The 14,772-nt window shown below is 60.1% G+C and carries 19 protein-coding genes; all 19 read right to left on the reverse strand.

Annotated features, from left to right (window positions below):
- Positions 1 to 32 precede the first annotated feature (32 nt).
- The 19 genes from V5F23_RS20350 to V5F23_RS20440 all read right to left on the reverse strand — a co-directional run bounded on the left by V5F23_RS20350 (position 33) and on the right by V5F23_RS20440 (position 14,771).
- Positions 33 to 575, reverse strand: coding sequence for a lysis system i-spanin subunit Rz (locus tag V5F23_RS20350; RefSeq protein ID WP_338496313.1), 543 nt, complete (start codon positions 573 to 575; stop codon positions 33 to 35).
- Complete coding sequence (locus V5F23_RS20355) at positions 557 to 1,120, reverse strand: glycoside hydrolase family 19 protein (RefSeq protein ID WP_338496315.1); 564 nt, start codon at positions 1,118 to 1,120, stop codon at positions 557 to 559. Before V5F23_RS20355 ends, V5F23_RS20350 begins: the two co-directional genes overlap by 19 nt.
- A 68-nt stretch (positions 1,121 to 1,188) precedes the next feature.
- A complete protein-coding gene (locus V5F23_RS20360) occupies positions 1,189 to 2,235 on the reverse strand; it encodes a contractile injection system protein, VgrG/Pvc8 family (RefSeq protein WP_338496318.1) in 1,047 nt (348 codons plus the stop codon).
- 63 nt (positions 2,236 to 2,298) lie between these two features.
- Positions 2,299 to 2,505, reverse strand: coding sequence for a tail protein X (locus V5F23_RS20365; RefSeq protein ID WP_053124044.1), 207 nt, complete (start codon positions 2,503 to 2,505; stop codon positions 2,299 to 2,301).
- Positions 2,480 to 3,325 carry a phage tail protein gene (locus tag V5F23_RS20370; protein ID WP_338496320.1) on the reverse strand — a complete coding sequence of 282 codons (846 nt, stop codon included), beginning with the start codon at positions 3,323 to 3,325 and terminating at the stop codon, positions 2,480 to 2,482. The genes V5F23_RS20365 and V5F23_RS20370 overlap by 26 nt, the downstream gene beginning before the upstream one ends.
- Positions 3,326 to 3,334: 9 nt before the next feature.
- Positions 3,335 to 5,980 carry a phage tail tape measure protein gene (locus V5F23_RS20375; RefSeq protein WP_338496322.1) on the reverse strand — a complete coding sequence of 882 codons (2,646 nt, stop codon included), beginning with the start codon at positions 5,978 to 5,980 and terminating at the stop codon, positions 3,335 to 3,337.
- Between the two features lie 100 nt (positions 5,981 to 6,080).
- Complete coding sequence (locus tag V5F23_RS20380; RefSeq protein ID WP_338496324.1) at positions 6,081 to 6,407, reverse strand: phage tail assembly protein; 327 nt, start codon at positions 6,405 to 6,407, stop codon at positions 6,081 to 6,083.
- A 65-nt stretch (positions 6,408 to 6,472) separates the two neighbouring features.
- On the reverse strand, positions 6,473 to 6,982 hold the full coding sequence (locus tag V5F23_RS20385; RefSeq protein WP_338496326.1) for a phage major tail tube protein: 510 nt from the start codon (positions 6,980 to 6,982) through the stop codon (positions 6,473 to 6,475).
- A 12-nt stretch (positions 6,983 to 6,994) separates the two neighbouring features.
- Positions 6,995 to 8,158, reverse strand: coding sequence for a phage tail sheath family protein (locus V5F23_RS20390; RefSeq protein WP_338496328.1), 1,164 nt, complete (start codon positions 8,156 to 8,158; stop codon positions 6,995 to 6,997).
- Positions 8,159 to 8,245: 87 nt separating this feature from the next.
- The gene (locus tag V5F23_RS20395) at positions 8,246 to 8,662 is read right to left on the reverse strand and encodes a tail fiber assembly protein (protein WP_338496330.1); all 417 of its coding nucleotides are present in this window, start codon (positions 8,660 to 8,662) and stop codon (positions 8,246 to 8,248) included.
- 2 nt (positions 8,663 to 8,664) lie between these two features.
- Positions 8,665 to 10,602 (reverse strand): phage tail protein, encoded by a 1,938-nt coding sequence (locus V5F23_RS20400; protein ID WP_338496333.1) that lies wholly within the window; start codon positions 10,600 to 10,602, stop codon positions 8,665 to 8,667.
- The gene (locus tag V5F23_RS20405; protein WP_338496335.1) at positions 10,599 to 11,204 is read right to left on the reverse strand and encodes a phage tail protein I; all 606 of its coding nucleotides are present in this window, start codon (positions 11,202 to 11,204) and stop codon (positions 10,599 to 10,601) included. The genes V5F23_RS20400 and V5F23_RS20405 overlap by 4 nt, the downstream gene beginning before the upstream one ends.
- Complete coding sequence (locus V5F23_RS20410; RefSeq protein ID WP_338496337.1) at positions 11,201 to 12,085, reverse strand: baseplate J/gp47 family protein; 885 nt, start codon at positions 12,083 to 12,085, stop codon at positions 11,201 to 11,203. The genes V5F23_RS20405 and V5F23_RS20410 overlap by 4 nt, the downstream gene beginning before the upstream one ends.
- Positions 12,082 to 12,408, reverse strand: coding sequence for a GPW/gp25 family protein (locus tag V5F23_RS20415; RefSeq protein WP_338496340.1), 327 nt, complete (start codon positions 12,406 to 12,408; stop codon positions 12,082 to 12,084). Before V5F23_RS20415 ends, V5F23_RS20410 begins: the two co-directional genes overlap by 4 nt.
- 4 nt (positions 12,409 to 12,412) lie before the next feature.
- Positions 12,413 to 12,661 (reverse strand): hypothetical protein, encoded by a 249-nt coding sequence (locus V5F23_RS20420; protein ID WP_338496342.1) that lies wholly within the window; start codon positions 12,659 to 12,661, stop codon positions 12,413 to 12,415.
- A 59-nt stretch (positions 12,662 to 12,720) separates the two neighbouring features.
- Positions 12,721 to 13,284, reverse strand: coding sequence for a phage baseplate assembly protein V (locus tag V5F23_RS20425; protein WP_338496344.1), 564 nt, complete (start codon positions 13,282 to 13,284; stop codon positions 12,721 to 12,723).
- Positions 13,281 to 13,811, reverse strand: a complete 531-nt coding sequence (locus V5F23_RS20430) for a hypothetical protein (RefSeq protein WP_338498968.1) — start codon at positions 13,809 to 13,811, stop codon at positions 13,281 to 13,283. The genes V5F23_RS20425 and V5F23_RS20430 overlap by 4 nt, the downstream gene beginning before the upstream one ends.
- Positions 13,798 to 14,460 carry a hypothetical protein gene (locus tag V5F23_RS20435; protein ID WP_338496345.1) on the reverse strand — a complete coding sequence of 221 codons (663 nt, stop codon included), beginning with the start codon at positions 14,458 to 14,460 and terminating at the stop codon, positions 13,798 to 13,800. Before V5F23_RS20435 ends, V5F23_RS20430 begins: the two co-directional genes overlap by 14 nt.
- Entirely contained in the window at positions 14,457 to 14,771 is a 315-nt protein-coding gene (locus V5F23_RS20440; RefSeq protein ID WP_338496347.1) for a hypothetical protein, read from the reverse strand. The genes V5F23_RS20435 and V5F23_RS20440 overlap by 4 nt, the downstream gene beginning before the upstream one ends.
- Position 14,772 lies beyond the last annotated feature (1 nt).

A 14,772-nucleotide genomic window follows, 5' to 3' on the forward strand; every position in this document is an offset into this window, starting at 1 on the left:
GATGTTGGCGCATCCGGTCCGGTCGCTCCTTTTCATTTCGGTGTTGAAACTTCTTTGGCGTAGGCCTGGCAAGCTGCCAGGGCTATCAGCCCCCGGTCGCCGGCATCGGTGATGCCGATAATTCGTTGAGCATGCGCCGGGTCAAGTCGGGCGCGTGTGGCTCCATGAACCACGCCGCCGGCGCTGGCGGTGGCTGGCACTGCACAGCCGTTGGCGGCATCGGTGGCGTCGAGTAGGACTGACAGCCGGACATCAGCAGTAGCAAGGCGATCACGCAGACGATCCTGATCACGTTGGGCATGGGTAAGGGCTCGATAGTGGGTTTGGTCATTGGCGGCCAACTGCTGTTCCAAGGCAAGGCGCTTGTCCTGCTCGGCGCGCTGCAGCGCGGTGGAGGCCAGGGTTATTTGGCTGAGGGTTTCGGTGTGGAGTCGGGACTGTTTTTCAAGCTGCAGGCCGTATCGCCAGTCTTGAACCTTCCAGGCGACGGCCGTCGAAACGGCGACCAAAGCGAACAACAGAGCCCCGGCAGCCAGCACGCGGTATTGCAGCGGAATCAGGTCGGCGAGACGCATAGCACCGCCCTCGCCCGCTCCCAAAGCTGCAGACGATCCTGCAGGCCATTGAGCCCGCCGTTGATTTTCCGGGTGATCGTTTCGAACTCATCACGATCAGCCAGCACGTTCAACTCCCTGACCCACCAGAACCATGCAGCCGACTCAGCCGCCCACTGGGGCAGCTCCAGCAGTTCGGGAGTGCGCAACAGACGCTCGTCGCCGAACAGCGCCAAGCTGCAGCGCAGGTAGTTGTTACGACCCGTTACCTGGATCAGGCCGCGACCGCGATAGCGCTGGCCATCTCCGTCGGGCTCGGGGGTGTTCCCGAGTTTCGAAGCCAGCGAACCGGTGTCGTATTTGCTGAGGTATTGATCGCCACCCAGCTCCCGCACGTACTGCAGTTGGCCGGACTCATGCCCAACCTGGGCCAGGAATGCCGCCTGCCGTTTGGGTGTATCAATCTGTCGGTGGGCCATGGCGGCGTTCAGCGCCGATACAAAAACGCCCACTTGGCGGCGGGCGTTGGGCATGATCCGTTGTAATTGCTGCTCGGTGATAGACATGGGGGGCTCCAAAAAAAGCCCGCTCGATGGCGGGTTGTGGTTGTGTTTGAGAGTGATGCTGGATGCGCCTAAAGTTGGACGACCTTGACCGGCTTGGCTTCCTTCTTCTTTTTCTTACCCTTGGCGTTGGCCTTGCCCTTCTTGCCGCCGTTGCACTCGACCGTGGTGGTCCAGCCACTGGAGGTGAACAGTTGCTCCACCGCCTCAGCCAGGTATTCACCATCAAGCCCGGGCTTGATTCCCTGGACGATGATGGACCGTTCGGCAAATACATCGGTACGCCCGGCCATTTCCAGGCGAACCCCGGCGCTGCTGCGATTAAACGCGGCCAGGCGCGCCTTGGCGGCCTGCTCGGCGGCTGACTTGTTGGGGTAGATATGCCGATCGGTATGGACCGCTGGCAGGCCGTTCGGCAGGTCGTCGTTGTCCAGTTCAACCACCTTAAGGGCTCCAGACTTTTTGTCTTGGTGCTTTGTGCGGACCGCCTTTTGCGTATTGCGGTCGCCGAGGCGGAATTGATAACGGCTCAAATCAGCGCGCCTCAGAACCACAGGGCTCAGATTCTTGCCGCTAGCGGTCTGGCCGCCCTGCCGAGGCATGACCAACAGCTTGCCGTCGGCCAGCTTGGCCGTGCAGTCATATTGTTTGGCAAGACGTGTGATGAAGTTGTAATCCGACTCGTTGAGCTGGTCGACTCGAGGCACCTTGGTTTGCACCGGGCACACCGGCTGCCAACCATTGCGGGCTGCCACGTCGCGGACAATCTGCTGCAGAGGCACGTTTTCCCAGGACCCGCTGCGCACGGTCTTGCCGCTGCCGCGCATGTCACTGGCTTTACCCCGGATCACCAACGTATCAGGCGGCCCCGACAACTCGATCTCGTCGACGGTGTAGCGCCCCAAGCGGGTCAGGGCCTGGCCGGTATACCCCAGGTAAATCTCGATACCCGCCCCACGTGTGGGCAGCGCAACCGCTTGATCACGATCATCAATCCGCAACTCGAAGTCGTCCGAATCCATGCCCGGCTTATCCGAGGTGCGCAGACTCAATAACCGGTCATTGATCAACGCGGTGATGTCCTTGCCGTCCGCCACAATGCGAAAGGTCGGCTTCATGGCGACACTCCAGAAAAAAGAAACCCCGCACGGGGCGGGGTTTGTAAGGTGCGACGGTGCGGGTTAATCCCACAGTTGGATATCCTCCAGCGTCTGTGCCGGCAGATCCGGCAGCAGGATGATCACACCAGCGCGAAACGGTTGAGGCTCATCGGCCAGACCTTGATTGGCGGCAAGCACGGCCTCCACCGTGCCATTCAGATGGCCGTAGTAGTGATGACAGACGGTGTCCAACAGATCCCCGTCAGACGTTCTGCAGGTCGTCGCCATAGCTCACAAACTCCAGTGAAAAGGATTGCTTACGCGGAATGCCACCCGCGAGCAGGTTGCTTTGTTCTTCCTCGATGTTGAGCAGGCACCAGGTGCCGAGCACTTCGCCGTAGCCGGTGGTCAGATTCACCGGCTGCAGACGGCGCCCGATGGCGCGCAATGTGTCCAGCTGTTTGAGCCCGCCTTTAAAGCCTGGAAAAATCACACCCTTGAGGCTGATCTTGTCCTCTCCCTGGCCGACAGCCTGCTGGGCGATGCTGCGTGTCAGACGTTCCTGGCCTGCCCAACGAAACGACGTCTGCCGACGTAACTCCTCGAATGCCGCCGTATCCAGGTTGAAGTAATACGGCTGCACGTTCGGCTCCAGGGGCTGCATGATCAGCAGGTGCGGAAACGGCTTCACTGCCTCGGCCGCTGGTGTCAGTTGGGGAGCAAATGAACCCGTGGGCATGATGTTGCTCAACGATGGGCTTACCTGGCCGGCGATGCGATTGATCGCTGCTCCCGCTTTGCCCGCCTGCTCCTTGAGCGAACCCAGCCGTTCCTGAATCTGGCCGGCTGCGGTGACGGCTTGGTTGTACTTGGCCGCCACCTGGCCCACCGTGGACTGTGCCGCGTTGATTGCTCGCATGGTCCGTTGCACCTTGGCGCCGATGGCAGGCCCGATGAAGGGCACCCCCTCCAGCTCCGAGGCGGCGCCCGTCATGTCGCTGATTGCACCATTAAGCGGGCCCAGCATGCCGTCGAGACTGGTACGGCCAGCCTCACCCGCTGCAAGCAGTGATTTGAGCACCGATTGCAGTTGCTCCATGTAGGCCATGGCACCTCCTTAAACGTGAGGGGAATCGAACAGTTGATTCGATGCTTGGCGGGCGGCCACGTCCCGGGAGAAGGACTCCATCAACTGACGCAGATGCGGCTCCAGCTCCCGGACCAACTGTGCCGGGTCTTTCACATCCCCTTGCACGGTGATGGAAAGGTGCGGCGCAAAGCTGAAAGCCTGCTCAACTTTTGGCGGCACTGGCGGCGTCGGTTCTGCCACCTTCGCAACTTCGGGCTGCTTGGTCGGCGCTTCAGTAGATGCCGCAGGCTTGTCGGCCTTTGCGTCCTCAGCCTTGTCATCACGGCCAAACCAAGACTTACCCAAGAAGCCGCCGATACTCTCGCCACCCAAACCGCCCAAAGCGGCACCGATTGCTCCCCCAATGGCGGTGCCGATGATCGGCACCACCGAACCAATAGCGGCACCGGCAGCACCTCCAGCGAGCGCGCCCGCAAGACCGCCAGCGGCCCCGCCGTATCCTTCGGCTTTCTCGTCCTGAGTCGTGGCATTGAGTGCGGTGTCCAAGACCCCCACTCCCGCATCGAGTACCGAACCACCTGGGATACGCTTGGAGAGACGCGTCACCCCTCTTATCGACTTCACCACCTGACCAAGTGAACCGCTAGGAACGGCCTCTGCCACGGCAGCCATTGGGAGTGCGGCCACCGCTGCGGCCTTGGGTAAGGCGGACACTGCAGACGCTTTGGGCAAAGATGGCATTGCCGGTGCAGCCACTGCCGGGGCACTCGGCGCCCGAGCGGTTATCAGCCTGCGCGACATGGTCCCCACGCCTGAACGACGACCACGGCGGCCACGTGGACGCCTACGTGTAGCGCCACCAGGGTCCGTGCCCGGGCCACTGGAACTGGCCCTGCCGATAGCATCCGCATTGACGACAAAGACCCGCTGCGGCTCGCTGCCAGCGCCTGTACCAGCGTCCGGGCTGCCTCCCATGAGTTTGCCGAGCACACCCAGCCCCTTGTCCACCGTTTTGATACCGGTTTTCGGAGCCTTGGTAGCGGCATCACCGAGGGCACCCACGCCTCGTTCCATCACCCGGCCGCGCGATATGTTGTACAGCCCCTTGCCAATTTTCACCGCGCTGGCAGCCGTCTTGAGGGCCAACAGGCCGGCGGTGATGCCCGCAATGCCAAGCACCACCGGTTGCGAGCCATCCGAAAGCTTGGTCAGCCCACGCACAATTGAAGTCAGGCCCTGGGCGACCGCGTCGGTCGCCGGGCGGATGGCGTCACCCACACTGCGCATGCCATCGCTAACCGCCTGGCCCAGCTCGTCCCACATTTGTCTCGACGTTTCGCGCCGCTCGGCCAGGTTCTTATCGAGGATCCCGCCAGAGGACTGCGAATCCTTTTTCAACTGCTCGTACAGCGACTTGTTTTGCGAGTAGGCCGTGAGTGCCGCCTTGACCTGCATGTCAGCAAACAGGTCACCGGTACGCAGGGATTTCTCCAGCGCATCGAGCGCCGCCTTGGCCTTCTCCGGATCTGTTTCCTTGCTGATCTTGGCCTGGGCCTCGGCCATCTTCGCGGCCTTCGCCGGGTCGGTCGCCTGGATGTATTTCATCGCCAGGGCAAAGCTGGATTCTAGGGTCGACATGCCCTTCTGAATGCCAGTGTTCAGGGAGCCTTGATAGTCGATTCCGGCGTCTTTGTACGCCTTGACCACGTCGCCCGAACCGATTTTCTCCATCCAGTTCTTGAGGTTGTTGGCCGCTTCGTCCGAGCCGCCAGCAGTTTTCATCTGGACTTGAAGCATCGCACCCAAGGAGCTGACCGCCTCCATGCCGGTGCTGCCGTTCTTCTCCATGCTCGCCAGCAGTTGAGGAAACCAGCGGGCCATGTCGCTGGCCTCAAAGCTCCCCGCCTGCCCTTGATAGGCGATGGCCTCCAGGGCCTGCTGCATCACCTTCGGGTCGGTGATTTTGGCGTTCTGCTGCAGCGCCATGATCATGCTGGCCGTGTCGACGCCGGACGCGCCCTGGCCGATGGCAAACTTCGCCGCCGTCGGTGCATAGGCCATGGCCTGCTTGAGGTCCATACCGGCACCGACTAGCTGGTTTACCAGGTCCGCCACGTCGTTACGGGCCATGCCCGTATCGCGAGAGGTCTGGATTACTGTCTGGCTAAGCTGTGTTTCTTGCGGCTTATTGACCACGTCCGCCTTGATCGCGATGTCGCGGATGATCGCTTGATAATCCGCACTGACCTTGGTCGGTATCGCGGCCAGGCCTGTGGCGACAACACCCTGACCAATGCTCGACGTGAGTCCTTTCTTGCCGGCATCGAGCTGTTGGTGACCTTTGAGCTGCAGATCAGCGGCTTTGGCTGCACGGCCCAGGCGCTGGTACTCCTGCCCCAGCCTGCCCACCTCCACGCCCTGCTTGCGTAGGGCATCAAGGTTGCCGTTGAGCTTGCGCAACAGCCCATCCGCCGAAGCCGCGCCGCTGTCGTGAGCCCGCTTCCATTCATCGCGCAGGCGGATGGTTTCGCTGATGGTGCTCTTGAGCACCTTGGCCTTGTTACCTTTGTCCTCCAGCTTTTTGATGTGACCTTCAACCGTGCGGAAGGCAGACCCCATCGTCGAACTGACGGCGCCGCCAATCACCAGCGATAACGCCAGTTTGCTAGCCATCGTCTACCCCTTGTTTCAGTCTGAGAGCCACCAGACCATGTCGGAAAATGGCATGGCGAGGATTTCAGCGGCGGAAAAATTCAACTCGGTGGCTAGACGCTTAGCCAGTTGCTTTTGCACCTTCGGGTTGAAGTTCATCATCTCGCACCAGGCGAAAATAGCCGGCCTGTATGCGGTAGAAGTCCTTCAGCGCCAAACCATCCAGATCCTTGGTACTGACTTCAGCCAGGGAGGCGAACAAATTCAGATCTTGCTGTTCTTCATCATTGGGCGCTGTTTGGCGGGCGATACGAAGATCACGCACGGTCGGTGTTCGGAGGCTCAGCGTATCGACACGCACGCCGTTGGCTTCAGAGGGCACAGTCAGTTTCACGGTGACGCGGTCAGCGGCCAGGGTCATCCAGCTTGGAATTGCGGTATTGCTCATAGAGGTGGGTCCTTAAAAAGAGGAAACGCCGCCCGGGCGATTCGCCAGGCGGGTATCAAGAAGAGTTAGAGGCCCAATGCAGAACGCTGGGCGGCCAGTTGATCAACGCCATTGATGACACGGCGCATGCCAATGGGGTCGATCTCGTAGACGGTTCGGCCGTCCACTTCGAGCTTGTAGTAGGTCAGTCCGACGGCATGCTTGATTTCGGCCTTGTCGCCCGCTTTCCAGTCCCCCATATCGACCTCTTTCAAGGTGCCGCGCAGTGTGACGATGACCGGCGTAACTTTGCCTTTGAGCCCTTTGTAGGCTCCTCGGAATGTACCGTTAAACGCAGTGCCGTCGGCCAAGCCGAAGAACTTCAACGACTCACGACGCACACCCGTAGTGGTGAAGTTCGCCTCCTGTTTTTCCATGCCCATGTCCAGCTCGACCGGGGCATCCATGCCTCCGCCGCGATGTTCTTCCATCTTGAGCGTGAGCTTGGGCAGCGTCAGGCTCGGCACGTCGCCCTGGAAGCTAACGCCGTCGACGAACAGGTTCAGGTTCGCCAGGGTTTCGGGAATCATTGCCATTACAGTCGCTCCTTATGCGGCGGTATCGAGGACTTCGGTCAACCATTGATTAGTGACCTCTACACGGAAGTTGGGGTTTTCTGCTGGCGGAACGTCAGTGAAGCGGATGTCCCAATACACCTTGCCCTGCTCTAACTGGCTGGCCGTGTTCAGCTCCGGATTGGCAAACACCTCGAAGTTGATGATTGCGCCTAGGGCTTTCAGGTCGCGCATGAACGCTTGCAGACCGTCAGTCACGTCCTTGATGTAAGTCGCGGTGATCGAGCGGTCGACCGCCCATTTGTGGCCGTAGAGGATCGCATCCATGACGATGTCCATCGTCCGCACGCGAGTGACGAACGCCCACTTCGGATCGCTCGACAACGTGCGGTTACCCCACAAGCGGAAACCGTCATCGCGGATGATCGTAGTGATGTTGGCGTTGTTGAGCAGGTTGGCCCGGCAGGTTGCGTCACCGTCCAGAAACTCAATCGGGCGCGAGGTACCGGTGATGCCGACAAACTCCTTGTTCGAAGGCGACGCCCAAAAGCCGTATTCACTGTCGGTCCAGGCAAACAACCCCGCCACCCAGGCAGAGCCCGGCGCGTCGACCGTGGCGTCCGCCGTGGTGTCCCAATACTGCACGCCTGGATCAACCAGGAACCCCCGCTTGGCGCCAAAGTTCTCGGCGTAAGCCATCACCGCCTCATCAGTGGTGTTCGGGCCGTCGAGGATGGCGAGCCCTCGCAGCTTGTCGGCCAGCGCGACCAGCGCGGTACCGACAGCCAGTGTCGCGCTGTGCTTGGGAGTCACCAACAGCCGCGGCTGGGCGTTGAACCGACTCTTGCCGTCCAGCAGCGCTTGCAGGCCGGTGCGCTTACCGTTGGCCTGCACGCCACCGATGATTGCCGAGGTCTGTTCAGCCGGATCGGCCAACTGAGGCACGCCACAGGCAACAATCACCGCCTTGGCACGGGTGTAGATGGCTTTGCAGGCTTTGGTCATTGCCGAGTCGGGCCCGAAGGCGGCCACCGCTTCGCGCTCATTGGTGATCATCACCAGGTCATTCGGCTGTGCGCTGTAGGCCGGCGCCGGTACAAACGTGTCAACCAGTCCAATGATCGAGGACGACGGCAACGCAATAACACGAGTGCCGGTGTCGACGCTCGTGGTAGTAACGCCGTGAAAGAAGCTCATAGTTTCTCCAGATACGAAAAGGCCCCGCAGTGCAGGGCCTTGTTTGTGGTGAAGCGGAAAAGAAAACGCCCCGTCAGTGCGGGGCGTTTAAGTCTCGACAGTGGCCGGGGGATAAGGCCAGTCAATCGATGTAGGAAAGCCTTCTTTCAGCTCAATCCGATTAAGGTCGATACGGTAATTTTTCCAGGCTTTCAGTGCCTGAACCTCGGCTTCAGAAGCCCTATCAATATCGACCGCATCCTGCAATGGCGCTATTCGCAATGCAGCCTGGGCCAGCAACTCATCACGACGAGCCAAGGCCGCAGCCGCCAGCTCTTCTGTCGTTGGATCAGGTGCATCTTGCAGTACCGGGTAGCCCTGCCGATTGGGCACTATCGAGGCGCCTGGGCGACTTGCAACGCCGCTGAATAACGTTTGAAAGTCCTCGTCGGAAATGTACACCGAGCCAGCCGGCGGTGTGTCGGAGTGGTCAAAGCCTCGAATATCAGCAATGTAGTAAGGCATGGTTAGCGCTTCCCAATGATTCGAACAAATACGCCTAGAGGCGCTGCAGCGCTAGCCCTTAGACCGCACGAGGACAACCCAGGAGGACCGTCGACGGAAACGCCATAATGAGCGCCCCCAAAAATCACGACTGGGTGAACTGCGTAGACCGCCGAAAGCGTCTGAGGGTAGGTGATCGTGCCAGTACCTGAAGCCGACAACGTGGCCTGCATCCATTGCTCGATAAATCCGTTTGGGCCCTTTTGAAATCCTGCCGGCGAATATTGCCCACTGAACACGTCGGAATATCCAAGCTGGGCAGACCCGGACGCCCACCACCCTGAAACGCCGTTGCCGATCAACTCAAGATTCGTTCCGGGCGCAAGGACCATGCTTGTGACCTGACCAGAGCCTGCGTTGATCCCATCTGCTCCGGCACAAACGACGGTGATGGTGCCGCTTCCGATGTTTCGAAAGTGGACACAGGAACCACTACGGCTATCAGCAGCAGATGGAAGCGTGACTGTGAATGTCCCGATGCACGTGACCACCGATCCGATACTCGCAGCAATCAGCGTCAATGGGCCAGTAGTACTGATGAACCCTCGGTAGTTGCCCATTCCGCGCTGAACGAATTCGGTAGTAGCCAGGGCCTTGGTGCTGTCATGCTGAGGACGCGTCGTGTAGAACTCCCCAGCCATTACCCCGGCAAACCGCAGCGCCAGAGTGCCCCCAATCAATCGCCATTGATCCTGCAAGCGTATGAATTCGGCCGTGTCGCCCAGCGCCATCGATAACGCACCCGCTACCCCGGTCGAGGTATAAACAACATCATTGCCGGCCCCAACGACGTTGAGCCCACCAGCGCCTGCGCACGACAGCATTACCGTGGCACCTTGGGTTACGCCGGTCGAGGGCGGCAACGTGACCGTCAATTGCCCAGCACTGGAGAAGCTGTGAAGCCCACCAACGTGTGCAGCCGTGAGGGCGAGGTTCGTACTGTTTGAACTGAAGGAGGAGTACTCAACGCCGCTCCTTTTCACAAAGTCGGTCGTAGCGAGTAACTTGCTGTTATCAAACTGAGCGGGAGTTGGGGCCTTGGGCATCCCCGTGAAGGTCGGCGACTGCAGACGGGCGAAGCCGTTGGTGATGTCCTGAAAAGTCAGAGGTGTTGTGCCCAGGATAATTGGTCCGTCTGTCATGAGCTGCCACACCGTGTCAGCCTGCGCCGCCCCTGATTCGACGCTCACCGTCAGGCCCGAGGTGACATCTGCGGAGGAGTCAGCATCAGCCGAGCGCGGCCATGCCCCGGCGGCTACGATGTAGATACCATTGTCCTTGGCTGCCGCTTGGTTTTTGACGAGCACTCGTGCCCCAACCGGTACTGCAATCCCATCGATTGTCTGGGCACCGGCCAGGACAATCGCGGCTGTGGTTGCCACCAGCACCGAGTTTTTGAAGTCCTGCTTATTCAATTCCTCCAGAATTCGGCTGTCGACGTATTCACGTGTAGCCAGCACCACTGCCGGATCTATTTTGAGGGTCACGTTGGCGGTGCTGGAGACGATCATGTTCATTCGAACGACTTGCGTTTTGCCTGTGCCTTGCACCAATAAAGGCTTGAAGCTCGGCGGACAGTTCGCTACCGCGACCAAATCACCATCGGCGTCATACAGACCCAGCTCACGAATCCACCAGCCACCTACTTCAGCTGGGATCACTTGTTCTGCAATGATGATGCTCGCGTTATTCGGATCCACCTTGAGTTGGTTCAAAGGTGCCCGACGCTTCTCATTGATGAGCCGAGTTTGCAGCCGATCTGGCTGCGGGTCAGTACCATTGGCATCTCCCACGCCCATTTGGGCAAAAGTCCATGGCACACCGAGTGCATCGGCGTTGGCTTGCTTGGCTTCCCCAATGGCAGTGAGGATGCAGTAAAACTGGCTGTTCTGATCGATCATGGGTAGACATCCAGTGTGTCGATTTGGTGAGTGCGTCCGACCTGGCTGAAGGAGCCCGTGACTTCAATGTCACGTTGGATAGGCGGGTAAACGCTAATGACGTCGCCTTCATACACGCAGGCGGCAAAGTTGATGAATCCGTTGGTTTCCAGACTGATGGCCAGTCCTGTCAGGTGGCGACTGACTGGCCGGGCGTCATCGATGAGCCACGTCAATTCCTGGTAGGTTTCTTCGCTAATGCCTTCATCGGAAACACCGATCTTCAAAGCGAACGTTCCCGGCACACCCTTGGGCTCTGTCTGGAACCACTCGACGACCTCAATGAGATAGCCGAACGGCTCCACCACCCGACGCAACGCGCCGATGGTGCCCTTATGGGCATGGACGTAGAACGAAGAGCGGATCACCGAGCGCTTGACCTCTTCCGGCCACGCCTCGTCCCAGCGGTCCACGGACCAGGCCCAAGCCAGTTGGTAAAGCAAATGCGCCGGGCAGGCGTCCGGGTTGTATAGGGTTCTGAGCGGTATCTCTGTTGTTTCGTCGATAGCCGCCTCAATTGCACGCTCAAGCTGGGTACTGTTGAGGGGAAGCAGACTTTTCATTTGCCACCCCGCGTTACGGTGAAGCCCGAGCACCACGCCGCTTGAGCTTTGGTTGGGCGGATGTCCACCCATCCAGGTATCTCGACCCGGGCCACACCAGTGACATGGATTTGTGCATCAATCGCCGAACGGGCAACCTCAACGCCCAAGCGGCGCCGGGGGTTGATCCAGGCCCGCAGTCGCGCATTGCACTCGGCAAGTGCTGCCTCGTTTTCCGGGCCCGTGCCGACCATGTACACCACGGCGTCGATTCGATAGGGCAGGATTTCAGCACCCTGCACCGTCAACCGATCAGCCACAGGCCGCCGATCTTCATCGTTGAGGTAGGTGTCCACTTCGGCCAACAGCTCGGGGCTAGCGGTACCGTCGCCCTCCAGGGACAGGACCGTCACCACCACCTCGGCCGGTGCCGGGCTTTCGGCCGTGGCATCTGCCACCAAACCCGAGGCATTTCGAGCATGCAGGATGTAACTGTTCCGTGGCCCGGCAGTGGTCAGCCCTTCGTACCTCAGTTGGATACGCTCGCGCAGTGCGTCATAGCTTTCCATAACCGCTGCGACTGGCGGCACAGTGGTCAAGTCCTCAGCCTGAATGACCAGGCGCTCAAGGTTCACGTTGGCGGCTAACTGCACCAGGTCGGCACCCGTGGCATGAGCCAGCAACAGTGCCTTGGCCGCGTCGTTGACCCTCGCCCGATTCTGCATGCGTCGATAAGCACCCAACTCCAGCAGCTTGGTTACGGGATCGCTTTCAAGTAAAGCGGTCCAGTTATCGCCCATGTACTCGCGGAAAGTTGCCAGCTCGCCCTGATACAACTCTTCAAAATCCAGACTCTCCAGCACCTGTGGGGCCGGCAACGCCGAAAGGTCGATAGTGCTCATGCGTTCACCTCCAGCACCACGCCATCGCCAATGTATGAGCCCGTCAGCTGCAAGGTGATTTGTCCATCAACCACCGCAATGACCCGGACACGCTCAAGCTTCAAACGGGGCTCCCAACGCCCCAGGGCACGAGCGACCTCGGCCTGAACTGCGCTCTTCCAGCCCTCATTAACTGGCAGGTCGACATAGCGACGCATCTGGCTGCCGTACTCTGGCCGCATGCGGCGGCTGCCGACAGGCGTGCTCAGAATGTCCTCAATGGACTGCCGCAAATGCGCCTGGCCGGACAGCGTCTGCCCCGTGCGACGGTCCACTCCGATCATGGAATTACTCCGTCAGCTGTTGCATATCCGGGTGCGCCTTGAGAAAGGCGTATTGATCATCGCCACGGGCTGTGACCTGACCGGCGATGACCGGCACGGTGCGGCCGTCTGGCATGACCAACGTGCGAGAGGTGTACAGGGTGTCGCGAAACACCCGCGCCGGCCCGATGGGTTCGGGCGACTCGGTCCGTGTGGGCTGAAGCGGGTTCACATCGGTAGCGGCCCGGTCCGTCCCCGTTCGTTGCTTGCTCATAAGGTTCGCTCCAGAAACGCAAAAGCCCGCACGCGGCGGGCTGTGGATGAATGTCGGAATCAGTGTTTATGGTTCGGCGTGTTACCGGTGGTGTCGATGATGCTTCCGCCGCCGTGGATATCACCCGTTACGTGTAACGGGCCGTTGATCTGCACATTGCCGGTCAGGGTGATATCGCCTGCAGTGGCGTTGATCGCACTATCGGTAACGACCACTTCGGTTCCGCCGACTTTGACGGTGACGGTACCGCTTGGCACGGTGATGGTGTACGTGCTGGCCTGCCAGTCGTAGACCATCGAGCCACCATCATCGAAACGCCATACCTCGACATGATCACGGTTGTCCGGCGGTGCCCCAGCATTGCCATACAGACCGGGGATAAATGTGCCTTGTGCCACTTCCCCGCTGGCACTGACCAGAGTCCCCTGCTCGCCCATGCTGGGCGCTCGCCAATGACGGGCCTTGCCGGCAGCGATACTGTGCCAACGCACCCAGGCACTGACCCAGTCCCCATCCGACACCCGGCATACGGGCGGCGAAGCGGTCAGATCCAGCGCCACCACATAACAATCCTTGACCAGGCCAGCCAGCATGCGGTCATGCTGCGCGCTGGGGTAGCTCATGCCATCTCCTCCGCTGACTGATAGCTTCCTTCGCTGCCGGGTCCCGTGTCAGGGCTGAAACCCCAGAGCAAGGTACCCGGTGGCTGATTCGGCCATGGCCACTCTGCTTCACCCAGATAAATTGTCTGGGTCCATTCAACGACCCAGACCGCATAGCCATCCAATTCGGGACGGGTCCAATCTTGGGCCGCCCGAACAAACTCGGCGGGCTCGACCTCCAGCCCCCATGTCTGGATACGCAACAGCACGGCCATTTGTGCGGCGGCGAATGCCGCTTTCTGCTGACATTCGGCATCCTCGCCGCCGACGATAAAGCGCACTTCCAAGCGCGCAACCAGCGCCGTCTCCCCTGTTCCGGGATCTTGGCCGGGTTCCAGCTCTGCCAGCTCAACCACCGCAGCGGGCAAATCAATATGATCGGCCATGTAAGGCATGGTCCGCACGCAGGCCAATCCCGGGATCGCTTGGTCGATATGAGCCTCAACGGCCTCATACAAAAGCTCAAGACTGAAGTCAGACACGGGCAGATCCTCGCAAATACTTCTGCAGTTCGAAGTTCAGTTCCTGCTCCAAGATCTCAAGCAGGCGCTGGTGAGCGCGATTGGTCCACGACTCGAAGTGGGGCCGGACGTCCTCCAGTGAAATCTTGGCTTTGGCCAGGGGGTAGCGACTGCCGTTCTCTGCAATCCAGCCCGAGCTAGGCCCTGTTCCGCTGGATAACTCACTGTCGGGGTAATCACTGGACTTGAAGTGCTTGCTCGCCGTGCGAATCCAGATATCTGCTCGACCGCCGTAGACCTTTTTGAAAAACGCCCCCTGATACCGGCGCCCCGCCACCGACACACCCGACCGTGATTGCCGAGGTCGCCCCGCCCGGCTCGCCTCAATTGCGTTGATACCGAACCAGAGCTTGCCTTGACCATTGCCTGAGAGGGGATAGGCTCGCAGGCGCTGCCGCACCGCAGAAACCGCAATGCGTTCCTGTCGGCTGACGGTGCGAGCAATGTGGGTGCGCAACCATCGCAGAGTTTTGTTGACGGCCCGACGCTGGGCAGCGGCGGCAGCTTTGGGGACCAACGCAGCAAAGTCGGCGAACGCCTTCAAATCTGATCGATCCGCCTGCAGCGTAATCATCCCGCTACTGGCTGATTGCTTGAAGTAGCTGCCGACGCTCATGGCGATTTCCTCAACACCAACGTAACCAGACCATCGCCTCCAGGCTCCGGCCTGACGATAATGTAATTACCACCGCCGTCATGCACCGGTAGGTCGACCACGACCTGTTGCCGCTCACAGACCCCCTCGGCGTCTGCCACCCGGATGACCAGGTGTGGCTCACGAAGGCCGGTGTTGATCCGGCCGAGTTTGGGTTGCAACCAGGGAGCGGAGAACATGCCCAGGACTGGTCGACCTTCGATCAGCACCGAGTCGCCGAGGACATCGAATACCGTGTTGTCTAGGTCGACGACCAGCTCGCGAAAGCTCACA

The sequence above is a fragment of the Pseudomonas sp. WP18 genome, assembly GCF_036689585.1.
Lineage (GTDB): Bacteria > Pseudomonadota > Gammaproteobacteria > Pseudomonadales > Pseudomonadaceae > Aquipseudomonas > Aquipseudomonas chlororaphis_E.

What these genes read in the sequence shown, in the direction of transcription:
- V5F23_RS20350 (WP_338496313.1), bottom strand. Translation starts at nt 575, where the DNA reads ATGCGTCTCGCCGACCTGATTCCGCTGCAATACCGCGTGCTGGCTGCC.
- V5F23_RS20355 (WP_338496315.1), bottom strand. Translation starts at nt 1,120, where the DNA reads ATGTCTATCACCGAGCAGCAATTACAACGGATCATGCCCAACGCCCGC.
- V5F23_RS20360 (WP_338496318.1), bottom strand. Translation starts at nt 2,235, where the DNA reads ATGAAGCCGACCTTTCGCATTGTGGCGGACGGCAAGGACATCACCGCG.
- V5F23_RS20365 (WP_053124044.1), bottom strand. Translation starts at nt 2,505, where the DNA reads ATGGCGACGACCTGCAGAACGTCTGACGGGGATCTGTTGGACACCGTC.
- V5F23_RS20370 (WP_338496320.1), bottom strand. Translation starts at nt 3,325, where the DNA reads ATGGCCTACATGGAGCAACTGCAATCGGTGCTCAAATCACTGCTTGCA.
- V5F23_RS20375 (WP_338496322.1), bottom strand. Translation starts at nt 5,980, where the DNA reads ATGGCTAGCAAACTGGCGTTATCGCTGGTGATTGGCGGCGCCGTCAGT.
- V5F23_RS20380 (WP_338496324.1), bottom strand. Translation starts at nt 6,407, where the DNA reads ATGAGCAATACCGCAATTCCAAGCTGGATGACCCTGGCCGCTGACCGC.
- V5F23_RS20385 (WP_338496326.1), bottom strand. Translation starts at nt 6,982, where the DNA reads ATGGCAATGATTCCCGAAACCCTGGCGAACCTGAACCTGTTCGTCGAC.
- V5F23_RS20390 (WP_338496328.1), bottom strand. Translation starts at nt 8,158, where the DNA reads ATGAGCTTCTTTCACGGCGTTACTACCACGAGCGTCGACACCGGCACT.
- V5F23_RS20395 (WP_338496330.1), bottom strand. Translation starts at nt 8,662, where the DNA reads ATGCCTTACTACATTGCTGATATTCGAGGCTTTGACCACTCCGACACA.
- V5F23_RS20400 (WP_338496333.1), bottom strand. Translation starts at nt 10,602, where the DNA reads ATGATCGATCAGAACAGCCAGTTTTACTGCATCCTCACTGCCATTGGG.
- V5F23_RS20405 (WP_338496335.1), bottom strand. Translation starts at nt 11,204, where the DNA reads ATGAAAAGTCTGCTTCCCCTCAACAGTACCCAGCTTGAGCGTGCAATT.
- V5F23_RS20410 (WP_338496337.1), bottom strand. Translation starts at nt 12,085, where the DNA reads ATGAGCACTATCGACCTTTCGGCGTTGCCGGCCCCACAGGTGCTGGAG.
- V5F23_RS20415 (WP_338496340.1), bottom strand. Translation starts at nt 12,408, where the DNA reads ATGATCGGAGTGGACCGTCGCACGGGGCAGACGCTGTCCGGCCAGGCG.
- V5F23_RS20420 (WP_338496342.1), bottom strand. Translation starts at nt 12,661, where the DNA reads ATGAGCAAGCAACGAACGGGGACGGACCGGGCCGCTACCGATGTGAAC.
- V5F23_RS20425 (WP_338496344.1), bottom strand. Translation starts at nt 13,284, where the DNA reads ATGAGCTACCCCAGCGCGCAGCATGACCGCATGCTGGCTGGCCTGGTC.
- V5F23_RS20435 (WP_338496345.1), bottom strand. Translation starts at nt 14,460, where the DNA reads ATGAGCGTCGGCAGCTACTTCAAGCAATCAGCCAGTAGCGGGATGATT.